Genomic DNA, 13,897 nt, shown 5'->3' on the forward strand with positions numbered 1-13,897 from the left:
AACAGGGACGTCTCGGCGGCCAGGTAGGGGCGGGCAGCTCAGGAGCCGGCTCAGAACGGGCGGCTCGGGAGAGTGCGGCTCAGGACGGGCGGCTCAGGTGCGCGCGGCTCAAGAGGGTGCCGCTCAGGAGTGGGCCCCCCGCTCCTCCCTGATCTGGGCGACGACTCGGGCGACCGTCTGCCGGACGGCCTCCGTCTCCGTGAGGAAGTGCCAGTAATCGGGGTGGCGCCCCTCGAGAGCGGCGACGGCGCGGTCGAGGCGGCCCACGGAGTCGTCGAGGGGGCGGGCGTGCCGCGGCTCGGGCGTGCTGCGCCCCGACATGGCGAGCCGCTGCGCGTCCCGGATGGCGAACCGGGTCCGGTCGATCTCCTGCTGCGGGTCCTTCGCCACGGCGTTCAGCCGCTGGAGCCGGTCGGACGCGGCGGACACGTCCTCGTCCGTCGTGTTCAGCAGGGCCCGGACCGTCGACAGGCGCGACGTCGCGTCCGGCCAGCGCTGCTCGTCCCGCGCCGCACGCGCCTCGCCGAGCTTCAGCTCCGCCTGCCGTACGTTCTCCGCGGCGCGCTCCGGCACATGCTGGAGGTCCTGCCAGCACGGGGCCGTGAACCGTCTGCGCAGTTCGCTCAGGATGGGCTCGACCTGCCCGGCCCGCGTGGTCAGGGCCTGCGCGCGCGTCCGTAGCGACACGAGGCGGCGGTCGATCTCGGAGGCGCGCTCCGGCAGCCGCTGGGCCTCGGCCCGCACGGCCTCGGCATCCCGGGCGACCCGCTCGGCGCGCTCCAGGGTCTCCGGCACACCATGCTGGCCCGCGCCCTGGTTGAGCCGGGTGAGCTCGGGCCCGAGGGCTGCGAGACGGGCGGCGAGATCGTCGGCCTTGAGCCCGGCGCCGCGCACGGCGTCCAGGGAGTTGCTCGCCGCGAGGAGCGCCTGCCGTGCCCGCTCGACGGCGGGGGCCAGCCGCGCCAGCTGCGTCTCGGCCTTCCCGAGCAACGGCCCGAGGCCCTGCGAGAACCGGTCGAGGTCGAGCTTCACCTTGGTCAGCTCGTCCTTGGCCCGGCTCAGCTCGGCGCGTGCCCGCGAAGCGACCGACGCCTCCAGGTCGTCCCGGTCGAGGTCGTGCGCGTCCACGGCGGTGATGTACTGCAGGCTGGCTTCGTCGATCCGCCGGCCGAGAGCCTCGAAGTCGGAAACGGTGCGGCGCGCGGCGGGCGAGTCGTCGACGGCCGTGATGGTCTCGATGGAGATCCGCAGATCGCGCTGGGCTGTGTCGAGTTCGTAGAACGCAGCAGCGGCGGCGTCCTTGGCGGCCTGCGCCTCCGCCCGCTGGTCCTCCCCGCGCCCGAACCAGCGCCGGGTACCGCCCCCGGCGAACGCGGCCGGCGCCGCAGCGACGGCTACGGCGATGAGCGGCAGCGGAAGCAGGACGAGCCCGAGCAGATCGCGAAGCGCGGCGCGCGGTCGCATGGACGACGCATACGGCCGCATCGGTGGTGTCGCCGTCACTACCCTCTCCCGTGCTGCCCTCGCCCGTGCACTCATCCGCCCTGCCCGCTGTCATTCTCCCACCGGTTAATGACGAACACACGGGCCGGATAGTTCGCTCTGGGCCCTGGGACTTTGCCGGACGATACGGGTTTGCGGGGTACCACCACGGGCAAGGTAGGCTGTCGAATCATCCCGGGCGCGTAGCTCAGTGGTAGAGCGCTGCCCTTACAAGGCAGATGTCGGCGGTTCGAAACCGTCCGCGCCCACCTGGGAGAAGACCCCCGGCCGTTCTCGGCCGGGGGTCTTTGACATCCAGGGCTGACATCAACGCCCATGGTCACTCGCGGTCGAGCCGCCTCCTGAGCAGCCGGTCCATGTGGCTGACAGCCTCGCGCTGCGTGTCCTGGACGACGTGCGTGTAGACGTTCATGGTGACCGCGATCTGACTGTGCCCAAGGATCTCCATCACGACGCGGGGCGCCACGCCGGCGGCGGCGAGCAGAGTCGCGGTGTCGTGCCGAGCGTCATGCAGCCGGATCACACGCAGCCCGGCGTGCCCGGCGACGCGGGTGAAAGAGCGATACACATTCCGCGGCTCGATGGCTGACCGGTGCGTGTCGTGAAGACGTAGTCGCTCTCCGCCCACCGGTCCCCGGCACGCTCGCGCAAGGCCGCCTGATGCAGCCGCTGCCAACGAAGAGGGGCGACGCAGATCACGGGAAGCGGCAAGGCCTGCTTGCGGCGCCGTCCCTTCGGATCATCGTCGTACGCTTCCCCGCCGACGCGCTGTCGTTGCTTCCGAACCCGGATGACGCGCTTCTCGAGGTCGACGTCCTGCCATCGGAGACACACGATCTCGCCCCGACGGAAGCCGAGTGCGATGGCGAGCATGAACGCCGCGTAGAGCGGGTCCTTGCGCGCCGTGGTGAGGAAGTCGAGGGTTTCATCCAGCGACCATGGCGACAGGTCCCGCGACTCGACCTGGGGCGGTTCGACGAGCGAGACGACGTTGCGCGTGATCAGTTCCTCGCGGCAGGCCGCCGACAGGGCCGAGCGCAGAACCTTGTGAGACTCCTTGGCAGTTGTCGCGGTCGCCTCTCGCTCCAGTCGATTGAGGAAGCGACGGACATCAGGCGTCAAGGCCGTTCGTACAGTGGCGCGCTCCACCTTGACGCCCTGAACCACGCCCGCTCCACAGTGTGTGGGCCGAAGACGGACGGGATGGGAGCGGGGCGAGTGGCGGGTTGAGAGGGGGCGATTGCTCGCCCCCTCTCACCTCCCGCCCAAAGCCGCCACCCTGACAGCGTGAGCACCTGCGCTGATAATGCTCGAAGAGACGAAGCGCTTGATGAAGGTGTTCCAGCGCCGTAGATGCCGAACTCCCAATAGGGCAGTAGGGAATAGGACAGTAGAGTAGAAAATCGGCACTGCCCCGGCAGTGTTCCAATTTTGTCTGCGATGCTCGCTCAACCAGCGATTTTGACCCACGTCCGGCGCCGAGCCGTGTCACCGGGGGTCATGCTGAATCACCCCCATGGTTACGGCGGAACGCTCGTGTTTTGTGGGGCGAAAACTGCCCCGGCCGCGGAAAAAGAGGTGATCGGTATGACGGCAGGTACCCTGAAACGCATCCTCTGCATGACCGGCGCGACGTTCTTTACTGCGATGCTCGCTGTAGCAATAGGCGTTTCAAGCGCTGAAGCAGCGCCTCACGCAACGGCGCCGACCACGACGGTATCGGCGCTAGTGGCGCCCAACAGCGACTGTCAGGCTGGCGTGAACGTGCTGAATTGCTCGGGCGGTGTTCCTGGGCGGAGCACGCAGCCCAGCTGTGATCCCGGGCCTTGTACGTCGAATGTTCCGTCGAACACGCCCAAGGGTGGCTGTCAGGCTGGCGTGAACGTGCTGAATTGCTCGGGCGGTGTTCCTGGGCGGAACACGCAGCCCGGCTGTGATCCCGGGCCTTGTACGTCGAATCTTCCGTCGAACACGCCCAAGGGTGACTGTCAGGCTGGCGTGAACGTGCTGAATTGCTCGGGCGGTGTTCCTGGGCGGAACACGCAGCCCGGCTGTGATCCCGGCCCCTGTACGTCGAATCTTCCGCCGAACACACCCAACAGCGCGCGAAGCAAGCTGCATGGCAGCGAACGCCCGTCCAGTAGCGTCCTTGGGACCTCGTAGTGACCGGAATGACCACCGCTGACCGATCCGGCTAGAGCTACGGATCAGAAGGTCACGTGCCATACCCGTGCCACATCGTGCAGGCAACCACGGTCAACGACGGCTCGGCGCAGTCGAGATGCGCCGTTCACCTGGGCTGCAGCTACAGCCGGAGTAGACGACGCCCATGGTCTCTCACCGTCGAGCCGTCTCCTGAGCAGCCGGTCCACGTGGCGGACCGCCCCGCGCTGCGTGTCCTGGACGGCGCGTCTGCGCCCCGGCCGGCCGCGCCCGGCGGTGCGCTGCGTGCATGCGGGCAACGGGGGGACGTCATCCGCGAGTACATGGCGCGATGCGCATCCCCGGCCTTACTGCGCAGCACGATCGTCCTGAGCTTCGGCCAACGATGTTGACGGTTTCGGTATCCCGTCAAAGGTCAGACGCGACAGGGTACGAGCATTCATCGATTTCCCCCCGGAGACGTGATGCTCCCCATGCTCCTGGCGGACCATGACTCCGGCGTGAGCATCCGTACTCAATTCGACTCGTCTCGATGGCAGTAGACGCACCGTCAGGGAGGAAGCTGCCTTGGCCGTTCGTGGTGCGAGGGTTTCCCGTACGGACAAGGACGGATGCTCCTACCGCCTGGACTGAACGGACCCCGGCGGCCGGGGTCCGTGTCAGCAGGGCTCGTTGAACTTCACGGCGTCGAACTTCACCGGCCGGCCGTCGAGTTTGGTGCCTGGCGTCGGGTTCTGGGTGCAGATCTGCCAGTTGGACTCCATGAACACGATGCGGTTCTGTCCGGTCGCGTCGTTCACCGTGATGCTGTAGCCGCTGTCGAGGGCCTCGCGGGCCGCCTTCACCGACTTGCCCTTGAAGTCGGGCATCGTGGCCCCGGCCGCCTGCGGCGTGCCCGCGTCCTTCGACGGGCATTCCTCCTCCAGCTTGACCGTGGCGAAGTCGATCTTGGTGTCCGTGGTGTGCTTCCCGGCCGCCGGGGTCTGCGAGCACACCTTCCAGTTGCGGTCGAACGCCTGCATACGGCCTCGGCCGAGGGCGTCGTGGGACGTGAGTCCGTAGAAACCCGCGGCCTGTGCCTGGTCCTGGGCGTACTGGAGGCCCTTGCCGGTCATGCTCGGCAGGCTTGCCGTCTCGGTGGCGGTGGCCTTGCTGGGGGTGGCGGTGGTGGGCGTTCCGGGCGTGGTCCGAGGTGCCGCCGGTTTGTCACTGACCGTTGTGGCTCCGCAGCCCGTGAGTGCGAGAAGTGCGGTGCCGGCGAGTGCGGCGACGGTCGTGCGCGTGCCCATGTCGTAGTCCCCCTGGGATGGTGCGTGTACAGAAAGGGCATTATGTGTCATGTGAAGAGAACGTGAAGGAGTCTTCCGTTATGTGAGCCCAGGGGGGGGCGGAATGTCCGTGTGGGGTGGGTGTGTTGTCGGCGGGCGGCGTGCTTGACGTCGTAACTTCCGTCACTCTGTGGGGGTTTCACGCGGCCTTCACGAGAGTGGACGTAGGCTTCACGTTATGGCCACGACTTCCGAATCCGCGACCGTGCGGCCTGCCGCCGAGGTGAACGAGCAGATACGTGCCCTTTGGCTTCGTGCCGGAGGGCGGTTGAGCGCGGAGGAACGGGTGGAGTATGAGGCGCTCGTGGTCGAGTGGGCCGCCGCCATGCGTGAGGCCGCTTGACCGGCACCCCGCTCGAGCGCCGTCCCGGGTGAGGGGGTCGGCGCCGGGTTCGGTTACTCCGGGGTGGGGATGTCCGTCTCGTGGGCCCGCTTGAGGTGCATGCGGGCGTCCACCGTGTCCGGGCCCGATACGTCCTTCCAGTAGCGGTGGCACGTCACGAAGACCGCCAGCTCGCGCTCCCGCCGGCGGAGCTTTTCGACCTCGGCCTGTTCGTCCGGTGTCCAGCCGGGGGATGCGGGGCGCTCGCGCTTGCGCCAGCCGTGGTCGTCGCTGAACCCGTCGAGAGGGTCCACCGACCAGGGAAGCCGCTTCAGGAGGGTCAGGAGCTCCGCCCTGACCTGGTGCAGCTCCTCCTGGCCCGCCAGGAGGTCACTCGGGAAGTCATAGGTCGCTGCCACGCGGCAATGCTACGCCTGTTCGATTTCTTGAGGCGAGCGATGAGGGGCGTGTTCATTCGTACGTGTGTTTCGAACGTACGTTCTTTCCGAAGGCGTGCGCGAGGGCGGGGATGCGCGCGAGACTGGAGGCATGTGCCGCAGCATCAAGACCCTTCGCCCGCCCGTCCTCCCGGAAGAGGCCACCGAGGAGGAGATCCGGGCCGCAGCCCTGCAGTACGTGCGCAAGGTGTCCGGCTTCCGGGCGCCCGCCGCGCACAACAGGGAGGTGTTCGACCGGGCCGTCGACGTCGTCGCCCAGGCGACCGCCGAGCTGCTCGACGGGCTCGAAATCCGTGGCCAGGGGCGCCAGTTGGCCCCGGAGTCCGCGGTCTAGGGGACGGGCCGGGTCCGGCGTGGGCCTGGGTGGGTCAGCTCGCCCGTTCCGCCGGCCGCCGCATGAGGAACGCCGCCCCTGCTCCCGCCGCGAACAGTGCGAGCAGTGACACCCCGGTGGCCAGCCAGCTCGCGCCGAGCCACTGGCCGCCGAAGTAGCCGAGGGCCACGCTGTAGCCCGCCCAGGCCACGCCCGCGAGGGCGGACCACGGGAGGAACTCGCGGACCCGGCGGTGAGCCGTGCCCGCCGCGAACGAGACGATCGAGCGGCCCGCCGGGGCGAAGCGGGCGATGACCACGAGGATGCCGCCGCTGGAGCGCGCCAGCGCCCCGCCGAGACGTTCCTGCGCGCTGGTCAGGCGGCGGGAGCGGGCGATCGCGCGGTCGAGGCGTTCGCCGCCGCGCCAGGCGATGCGGTACGCGACCAGGTCACCCAGTACCGACGCCGTGGCCGCGGAGAGGGTCAGCGCCAGGATGGACGGCACCTCGTGCGTCACCTGCCCGGCCGCCGCCCCCGTGCCGGCCGCCGTGGCGGTGGCCGCGGTGATGATCAGGACGCCGCTCGGCAGGACGGGCAGGAACACGTCGAGCAGTACCGAGAGGGCCACCACCGCGTAGATCCACGGACCGCCGGTCAGCGACCCCACACTCTCCAGCACCGCGACTCCCCGTGATCCGTGTTCGTGAATTCCCCGGTCGGCGACTGACGCCGCGGTGTCGTGGGGAGCGGCAGGGGCGGCTGATGACAGCTGTACAGCGTACGCCTCGGTTGTGGCTGGAGGGTCACCAGGGGCTCAGGTGTTCTCCAGGTCACGTTCACCCGGGTGCCGCGTCGCACGCGCGGTACGCCCCGGTATCCCCATACGAACGACGGGGCGGGAGAGCCGGCCCGGAGCGGGTGAGCGAAAGCTGGAGGAGCGGACGATGGTGGCGGGAATCGTGGCGGGAGCCGTGGCGGCGGCCGTGCTCGCGGCGGGACGGCCGGCAGCGGGACTCATGGCAGGGGGATGGCGGACGGCGGGGCCGAGGGCGGTGGGAGTGCCGGCAGCGCGACGGTGGATCCGGGTGGGTATGGGGCGCGCGAGGCGGCGCGGTTCTCGCCCCCGAACGCCTTCGTGGCGTCGCGCGCGCTGACGTACGACATGAACCTGGTGCCCGCCGGGGCGCGGATCGAGGTCGTTCAGCGCGGCGGGCACGGTCGCGTGAGCGTGAGCGTGCGGGTCGAGGGGCTGGCCGCGGGGCGCGCGTACGGCGCGCATGTGCACCAGGGGGGAGTGTGGCGGGGATCCGGCCGCGGCGGGCGGGCACTACCAGCACCGCGAGGATCCGGTGCAGCCGTCGATGGACCCGGCCTGTGCGAACCCGGAGAGCGAGGTCTGGCTCGGGTTCACCACGGACGCGCACGGTGCGGGGGCGGCGAGCGTGCGGCAGAGCCGGGAGTTGAGGTCTGGCGAGGCGCGGTCCGTCGTGCTGCACGGGATGCCGGGCGGAGCGGGCGCCCGGATCGCGTGCTTCACGGTGGCGTTCGAACCGGCGGCGGTCGAGTCGATGCCGTTCGGGCGGGTGTCGGTCGAGCCGGTGCCGGTCAAGTCGCCGGTTCACCGGGGGAGGTGAGCGGCGGGGAGGGGGCACCGGCACGCGGCGCGCACCGGTACCCCCCCATCAAGCAGTCACCACATCAAGCCGCGGCGGGCTCCCGCTCCGCGGCGGACGCCGAGGCGGCCGGGTGCTCCGCCTTGCTCTCGCCGCGGGCGGCGAAGAGCCGGTCGAGGCCGAGCGCGCCGGAGCCGGTGAAGACCAGGAGCAGCATGGCCCAGCAGAACATCGCGGACGGTTCGCCGCCGTTCTGGAGCGGCCACAGGGCCTCCGGCTGGTGGACCTTGAAGTACGCGTAGGCCATTGAGCCGGAGGCTATGAAGGCCGCGGCGCGGGTGCCGAGGCCGAGGGTGACGAGGGTGCCGCCGACGAGCTGGATGACGGCCGCGTACCAGCCGGGCCAGGTGCCGGCGGGGACGGTGCCGCCGCCCATCGCTCCGCCGAGGACGCCGAAGAGCGAGGCGGCGCCGTGGCAGGCGAAGAGCAGGCCCACGATGATGCGGAACAGGCCGAGGGCGTAAGGCTGGGCGCTGTTGAGACGTCCAGTCATGGGGGGACTCCTTGTGTCGGTTGGGGACGAACCGATGGAGGCCACAGGTTAGGGGACCCTAATCAACGCTTGCAAGTTCAACATTTGGCCGGGAGTGCTGCTCCGTGCCGGGTTCCGCGCGCTCCCCGGAAGCCGTCCGCAGAGCCGCTCGTGCGACCGCGTCCGCGTCCGAGAGGGTCACCGAATCGACCCCCGGCCGGGCCCCCGCCGCGGTCACCCAGTGCACCCCCTCCGTGGGCACGCCGACCGCGAACCGCCGTGCGTGCGGCCTGCCTTGACGGTCGATCAGGCGATACGGGCGTGGTGTTACGTCCACCCCGCCCGTCGCGTAACCGTCGAGCGTGTGCGGCCGGACGTGCCCCGTCTTCAGGAGCCCGGCGAGCAGTTGGTCGCCGGTGCGCGCCACGTCCGTCTCCGGCAGTCGCGCCTCGACGAGTGTGGTGGCTCTCACGGATGATCCGGGCACTTCGGGCGAGTGCGCGACGAACGCGCCGTCCTCGGTCCGCACGTCCAGGCGCGGCCCGACCACGGTCAGGACGCCGGACTCGATGAGCGCGCTCATCTCCTCGATGCGCCGCCGGGGCGGGCCGATCGACAGGAAGGCGTTGAGCGGGGTGTACCAGCGGTCGAGGTGGTCGCGGCGCGACGCGCCGCCGATCCCGCCGTGGTCGACGGCCAGGCGCAGTTCGTTGCGCAGGTCGCGCAGCACGTCCAGGGCGGCCTTCACGGGACCGTCCGTGTTGCCGAGCGCGGCGTGCGCCGCGTCCTCGCGCAGATGGGTCAGGAGCCAGGTCCGCCACTCGGCGGGCGAGCCGAACGAGAGCTCCGCGTGCGGCCGGGAGACATGGTCCCAGGACCAGCGCAGAACCTCCGGAATCCCGAACTCGTACAGGACGTCGGCCTCTTCGGAGCTCTGGTGCGGCGCGGCGAGGAAACCTTCGCGGAAACCGGCGTCCCCCGCTCCCGCGCGGCGCAGCAGGGTCTCGTAATAGACGGTCTCCACCTCCTTCGCGACGAGTGGCCAGATCTCGCCCAGGAAGTCCGGCGCGTCCCCGGAGTCCGCGCGCTCGCGGAAGCGGGCGATGACCTCGGGGGTGAGGACGGCGGGTTCGTGGCGCCCGTACGGGCCCTTGGCGTTGTCACCGCGCGCCTGGTACGGGATGCCGCGGCGCGAACCGGCGTACAGGCGCGGCTCGCGGCCCGAGGGCTTGTACCGCAACTCCCCCGAGGATGTGCGGCGGTAGCGTCCGCCGCGGCCCTCGGTGAGCAGCGCCATGTGGTCGAAGAAGTTGAGGCCGAGGCCCCTCAGCAGGACGGGTTCGCCCGGGGAGATGGGGGAGAGGTCCAGGTCGGCCGGGTTCGCGGGCTGGATGTGGCGCAGGCCGTGCTGCCGCGCGTACTCGGTGAGGCGCGTCTGGGCGGGGCTCGCGGCGGTGGGCAGATGGCCCTGGGCGAGGACGACGGCGGACAGGCCGGTCAGTTCGCGCCCGTTGTCGAGTACGAGGGTCTGGCGGCCGTCGTCCGCGTCGTCGAGGCGCACGGCTCGCGCGCGATGGACCTCGACGCGTACGGCGTCGGGTGCGCAGCCCACGGTTTCGGCGAACACCCACTCCAGGTACCGGCCGTAGAGGGCACGGGTCGGGTAGTCGTCGGGGCCGAGGGTGAGGCCCTGGCGCTGGGCCCACTCGTGCAGGCTCGGCCCCCGGAGTACCGGGCCCGAGCAGTCCACGCTGTCGTCGGTGAACAACGTGACCTGTGAGGCGACGGTGTTCATCAGGAGTTCGGGCGCCTGCGAGGTCCGCCAGACGCTGCCGGCTCCCGGCGGCGCCGGATCGACGACGTGGACGGTGAGGCGGGCGCCGGGCGGCAGGAGCTCGCCGGCGGAGGCGCAGAGTCGTTCGAGGACGCTGGTCCCGCGCGGGCCCGCGCCGACTATCGCTGCGGCCGGCGCCGAGCACACTGCGGACAAGGAGGGACTCCAGGGGCATGGGGGGCTGCTGGAAGCGGAACGTCCGCTCATCATGCCGGGTCGCCCTGTCAAGGGAAGAGCGGAGTCCGGGTGTGCGCCGTATCTTCACCGGGCGGCCCCGTGGGCGACAGCCCTGGTCACGCACGGTCATTCACATCATTCACTCAGTACGGTCATTCACTCAGCACGGCGTCCGCCGCCTCCCGCAGTCCGGCCTTTCCGCCCGGCGCCGCCTGCGCCTGCTGGAGGCGCAGGCGTGCCGTGCGCCCGCGCAGGGTCAGTGTCATCAGCTGGTTGCCGAACCAGGGTCCGCCCGTCTTGCGCCAGGAGACCGGGGGAGCGGCGAGGCGGCCGTGTCGGGCGAAGCGCCGTCCGAGAGCGCGGCCGAAGCGGCTCCAGCCGAAGCGGAATCCGATCTTTATCGAGCCGGGGATCGAGTTGTGCACCGGTGAGCAGGTCAGCTGGAGGACGCGCGCGGCCGGGGCCGCTGCGCGGTCGGGCCAGGCGGGTTCGGCTACGTATGCGTGGTGGACGTCGCCGGAGAGTACGCACACCGTCGCCGGTGCGCCCTCGCCGCCGCCCGCCTCGGCGATCAGCGCCGTCAGCGCGTCGAACGACGCGGGGAACGCGGCCCAGTGCTCCAAGTCGGCCCGCCTGCGCAGCTTTTCGCCGAACCGGGCCCAGCGCGCACCGCGCTCACCCCGGCACAGTGCGGCGTTCCACCCCTCGGCGTCGTGCACGAGATGCGGCAGCAGCCAGGGCAGCGAGGTCCCTATCAGGAGGTGGTCGTACGCCTCTGAGGTGCCGTCCGATGGCGCCCCAGTCCCCTCCAGCGCCTGCTCCCGCAGCCACGCCGCCTCCGACGGGTCGAGCATCGACCGGTCCGTCTCGGCCAGGACGCGGGCGGCCCGTGTGTCGACCATCAGGAGCCGTACGCGGCCGAAGTCGCGCCGGTAGCTCCAGCGGACGGAGGTCGCGTCGGCGTCGGCGCGGGCGGCGAACCCCCTGAGTGTGTCCGTCCCGTCGGGGTCCGCGCGCACCGCCGCGTACACGGGGTCGGCGGCCAGTTCGGCGGGTGTCAGATTGCCAAGGTCTGATGGACCCAGTACGACATGAGACCGCTGAGAATCCGCTCGTTCCACCAGTCGGTGGCCCGTATCTCCGTGAGCCAGGAGGCGCTGGTGTTCCAGTCGTCTATGACGTCGTGGTCGTCGAAGATCATGCAGCTGGGGACCGTGGACAGCAGCCAGCGCACATCGGGGTCGAGCCAGGACTCGTAGTAGAGCCGGGTGTACTCCTCGTAGTCCGCGACCTGGTCGCCCGGGGCGTCGCGCAGGTCGCGGCGGGCGGCGAGATAGCGGCGGGTGGCCGGTGAGGTCTCGTCCGCGTAGACCTGGTCGCCGAGCAGGAGCAGTACATCGGGGCGCTCGGCATCAGGTGCGGAGGCGAGCTCGGTGGCCAGCGTGTCCAGGGCGTCGGGGCCGACGGGATCGTGGCCGTCGGCGGGCGCCGCGGCCCACCGGCACGAGCCGAACGCGATACGGACAGGGCGGGCCGCGTCGTCGTACGCGGGTGTGCGGATCGTGCTCGGCGGAAAGGGCGAGTCGGCGAGCGGCCAGACCGGGGCGCCGTCGAGCAGCACCTCGTAGGCCGTCGCGCTGCCCGGCGTGAGGCCCGTCACCGCGACCAGCGCGTAGTGGTGGCCGCAGATCTGGAACGTGCGGGCACGGCCTGACGAGCCGTCCGCGCAGCGCACTTCGGCGGTGCACGGACGGCTCGCCTCGACCCAGACGGTCGCCGACGACTCGTCCACGTATCTCAGCAGCGGTCCAAGTCGCAGCCGTGCCACCTGATCAGCCTCCTCAGTCGCCCCGTACGGTACGGAACGACGGAGGCCGGCGGGGAGGTTCCGGCAGGCCGGGATTCAGATCCGCGGCACGAGAGTTCAGCAGCCGCTGAGGTAGGACGTCAGCGCGCTCTTCTCGGCGGAGTCCACCGTGAGGTTGTAGTAGTGCTTCACCTGCACCCAAATGCGGACATAGGTGCACTTGTACGCGGCACGCGACGGCATCCACTTGGCCGGGTCCTGGTCGCCCTTGGACTGGTTGACGTTGTCAGTGACGGCGATGAGCTGGGGTCGCGTCAGGTCGTTGGCGAAGCCCTGGCGCTGGGCGGTCGTCCAGGCGTTGGCGCCGGACTTCCAGGCCTCGGAGAGCGGGACGATGTGGTCGATGTCGACGTCGGCCGCCGCGCTCCAGGTAGCGCCGTCGTACTCCGAGTACCAACTGCCGGACGTGGCCGCGCAGCTGGAGTCCTGCGAGACGTTCGTGCCGTCGCGCTTGAGGACGACCTCGCGGGTGTTGCAGGCGCCGGACTGGGTGATCCAGTGCGGGAAGAGGTCGCGGCTGTAGCCGTCGGAGGAGCCCTCGGCCTTGACCGTGAGCTCGGAGAGGTACGTGCGGGCGGTGGCCCCGCTGACCGGGGTGGGGGGAGAGGCCTGCGCGGCCGGGCCGTTCAGCAGAGTGAGGGCGGAGACGACGGCGGTGACGGCGCCGAGTGCGGCGACGCGTCGACGCGCGTAGAACATGCGCATGTGAACTCCCTTGAAGTGGGGGGAAGTTGGCCGAGCGGGCCCGGCCATGCTGGCGCCCCGGGGTTTCCGGGAGATGTGCGCCGAGTGACAGGGTCGCGTCAACGACGCGTACACATCAAGGGGGCGGACGTGACTTCTGGTGGAGCGGGCGGGACTTCGGGTGCGGGCCGGTGGTACCGGGGTGGCGCGTCCGGGCGTGACGCGGGTCATGCCGATTCGCTCAGCAGTTCGCGTACGATGGGCGGCGCAGAAGGGGAGTAGCTCTTCGCCGGACCGTCGACATACTGCTCAGCTCGTTCTGAGCCGGCGCCCGGAGGCAGGACCCGTACACCCGGTCCGGCCAGCGAGACCTTCGGCAAAGCAGTGATTCACCTGCGTGCACACCCGTGTACGCACCTGAGCGCTGCCGTGCCGAGGTGTCGTACAGGACTTACGGAACTCTCGGCGGGGCAGCCCGACCGATTGAGGAATCTTGATCAGCATCAGCGTGATGGCGGTTGTCTTCGGCATCGTCTTCCTGGCCGAACTCCCCGACAAGACCGCGCTCGCCGGACTCGTCCTCGGAACCCGCTACCGCGCCTCGTACGTCTTCACCGGTGTCGCCGCCGCCTTCGCCGTCCATGTCGCGCTCGCCGTCGCGGCGGGCAGCGTCCTGACCCTGCTGCCGCAGCAGCTCGTGCACGCCCTGACCGGTGTGCTGTTCCTCGGCGGCGCGGCCGTCCTCCTGATGAAGAAGGACGAGGAGGAGGAAGAGGTCCGCAAGCCCAAGGACCAGAGCTTCTGGAAGGTCTCCGGCGCGGGCTTCATGCTCATCCTGGTCGCGGAGTTCGGCGATCTGACGCAGATCATGACCGCGAACCTCGCCGCCCGCTACGACGACCCGCTCTCCGTCGGCCTCGGCGCCGTCCTCGCTCTGTGGGCCGTCGGGGGTCTCGGCATCGTCGGCGGCAAGGCCCTGATGAAGCGGGTGCCGCTGGCGCTCATCACGAAGATCGCCGCGGTCCTGATGCTCGGCATGGGCGTCTGGAGCCTCTACGAAGCGGTGGCGTAAGCCGTGGATTCGGCCCTGACCAGGGCCGCTG

At 70.4% G+C, this 13,897-nt stretch carries 11 protein-coding genes, 1 tRNA gene and 2 pseudogenes; 5 read left to right on the forward strand and 9 right to left on the reverse strand.

Annotated features, from left to right (window positions below; all coding sequences use genetic code 11):
- Nucleotides 1-123 precede the first annotated feature (123 nt).
- Nucleotides 124-1,464 carry a hypothetical protein gene (locus OG758_RS32600; protein WP_326713195.1) on the reverse strand — a complete coding sequence of 447 codons (1,341 nt, stop codon included), beginning with the start codon at nt 1,462-1,464 and terminating at the stop codon, nt 124-126.
- A 215-nt stretch (nt 1,465-1,679) separates the two neighbouring features.
- Between OG758_RS32600 and OG758_RS32605 the strand changes: the two genes are divergently transcribed.
- Nucleotides 1,680-1,751 (forward strand) — tRNA-Val (locus tag OG758_RS32605).
- Nucleotides 1,752-1,822: 71 nt separating this feature from the next.
- On the opposite strand, the pseudogene OG758_RS32610 reads toward OG758_RS32605, so the two are convergent.
- Nucleotides 1,823-2,616, reverse strand: a pseudogene (locus tag OG758_RS32610) (tyrosine-type recombinase/integrase); the annotation flags it as partial.
- Nucleotides 2,617-4,325: 1,709 nt separating this feature from the next.
- On the reverse strand, nt 4,326-4,955 hold the full coding sequence (locus OG758_RS32615) for a PASTA domain-containing protein (protein WP_326713196.1): 630 nt from the start codon (nt 4,953-4,955) through the stop codon (nt 4,326-4,328).
- Nucleotides 4,956-5,172: 217 nt separating this feature from the next.
- Between OG758_RS32615 and OG758_RS32620 the strand changes: the two genes are divergently transcribed.
- Nucleotides 5,173-5,337: a hypothetical protein gene (locus OG758_RS32620; protein WP_326713197.1), complete on the forward strand. Its 165-nt coding sequence runs from the start codon at nt 5,173-5,175 to the stop codon at nt 5,335-5,337.
- A 53-nt stretch (nt 5,338-5,390) separates the two neighbouring features.
- Here the strand turns inward: OG758_RS32620 and OG758_RS32625 are convergent, their stop codons facing one another.
- A complete protein-coding gene (locus tag OG758_RS32625; protein ID WP_326713198.1) occupies nt 5,391-5,735 on the reverse strand; it encodes a hypothetical protein in 345 nt (114 codons plus the stop codon).
- Nucleotides 5,736-5,865: 130 nt separating this feature from the next.
- On the opposite strand from OG758_RS32625, the gene OG758_RS32630 reads away from it, so the two are divergent.
- Nucleotides 5,866-6,108, forward strand: a complete 243-nt coding sequence (locus OG758_RS32630; protein WP_326713199.1) for a DUF2277 domain-containing protein — start codon at nt 5,866-5,868, stop codon at nt 6,106-6,108.
- 34 nt (nt 6,109-6,142) lie between these two features.
- Here the strand turns inward: OG758_RS32630 and OG758_RS32635 are convergent, their stop codons facing one another.
- On the reverse strand, nt 6,143-6,766 hold the full coding sequence (locus OG758_RS32635) for a DedA family protein (RefSeq protein WP_266564683.1): 624 nt from the start codon (nt 6,764-6,766) through the stop codon (nt 6,143-6,145).
- A 598-nt stretch (nt 6,767-7,364) separates the two neighbouring features.
- Here OG758_RS32635 and OG758_RS32640 point away from each other — a divergent pair.
- A complete protein-coding gene (locus OG758_RS32640) occupies nt 7,365-7,721 on the forward strand; it encodes a hypothetical protein (RefSeq protein WP_326713200.1) in 357 nt (118 codons plus the stop codon).
- 64 nt (nt 7,722-7,785) lie between these two features.
- Here OG758_RS32640 and OG758_RS32645 read toward each other — a convergent pair whose 3' ends face one another.
- The 4 genes and pseudogenes from OG758_RS32645 to OG758_RS32660 all read right to left on the reverse strand — a co-directional run bounded on the left by OG758_RS32645 (nt 7,786) and on the right by OG758_RS32660 (nt 12,815).
- The gene (locus OG758_RS32645) at nt 7,786-8,253 is read right to left on the reverse strand and encodes a DoxX family protein (RefSeq protein ID WP_326713201.1); all 468 of its coding nucleotides are present in this window, start codon (nt 8,251-8,253) and stop codon (nt 7,786-7,788) included.
- A gap of 58 nt (nt 8,254-8,311) precedes the next feature.
- Nucleotides 8,312-10,273 carry an FAD/NAD(P)-binding protein gene (locus OG758_RS32650; RefSeq protein WP_326716108.1) on the reverse strand — a complete coding sequence of 654 codons (1,962 nt, stop codon included), beginning with the start codon at nt 10,271-10,273 and terminating at the stop codon, nt 8,312-8,314.
- A 122-nt stretch (nt 10,274-10,395) separates the two neighbouring features.
- Nucleotides 10,396-12,071: pseudogene (locus tag OG758_RS32655) on the reverse strand (alkaline phosphatase D family protein).
- Nucleotides 12,072-12,167: 96 nt separating this feature from the next.
- Nucleotides 12,168-12,815, reverse strand: coding sequence for an HNH endonuclease family protein (locus OG758_RS32660; protein WP_326713202.1), 648 nt, complete (start codon nt 12,813-12,815; stop codon nt 12,168-12,170).
- A gap of 472 nt (nt 12,816-13,287) precedes the next feature.
- On the opposite strand from OG758_RS32660, the gene OG758_RS32665 reads away from it, so the two are divergent.
- Nucleotides 13,288-13,866 (forward strand): TMEM165/GDT1 family protein, encoded by a 579-nt coding sequence (locus OG758_RS32665; protein WP_326713203.1) that lies wholly within the window; start codon nt 13,288-13,290, stop codon nt 13,864-13,866.
- Nucleotides 13,867-13,897 lie beyond the last annotated feature (31 nt).

Origin of the sequence: Streptomyces sp. NBC_01474 (assembly GCF_035918215.1) — a bacterium.
In the GTDB taxonomy this organism is placed as follows: Bacteria; Actinomycetota; Actinomycetes; order Streptomycetales; family Streptomycetaceae; genus Streptomyces; species Streptomyces aureus.

Bases quoted from the DNA above. Each gene is read 5' to 3' on its own strand.
- OG758_RS32600 (WP_326713195.1), bottom strand. From the start codon at position 1,464: ATGCGACCGCGCGCCGCGCTTCGCGATCTGCTCGGGCTCGTCCTGCTT.
- OG758_RS32615 (WP_326713196.1), bottom strand. From the start codon at position 4,955: ATGGGCACGCGCACGACCGTCGCCGCACTCGCCGGCACCGCACTTCTC.
- OG758_RS32620 (WP_326713197.1), top strand. From the start codon at position 5,173: ATGGCCACGACTTCCGAATCCGCGACCGTGCGGCCTGCCGCCGAGGTG.
- OG758_RS32630 (WP_326713199.1), top strand. From the start codon at position 5,866: ATGTGCCGCAGCATCAAGACCCTTCGCCCGCCCGTCCTCCCGGAAGAG.
- OG758_RS32640 (WP_326713200.1), top strand. From the start codon at position 7,365: ATGTGCACCAGGGGGGAGTGTGGCGGGGATCCGGCCGCGGCGGGCGGG.
- OG758_RS32645 (WP_326713201.1), bottom strand. From the start codon at position 8,253: ATGACTGGACGTCTCAACAGCGCCCAGCCTTACGCCCTCGGCCTGTTC.
- OG758_RS32650 (WP_326716108.1), bottom strand. From the start codon at position 10,273: ATGAGCGGACGTTCCGCTTCCAGCAGCCCCCCATGCCCCTGGAGTCCC.
- OG758_RS32660 (WP_326713202.1), bottom strand. From the start codon at position 12,815: ATGCGCATGTTCTACGCGCGTCGACGCGTCGCCGCACTCGGCGCCGTC.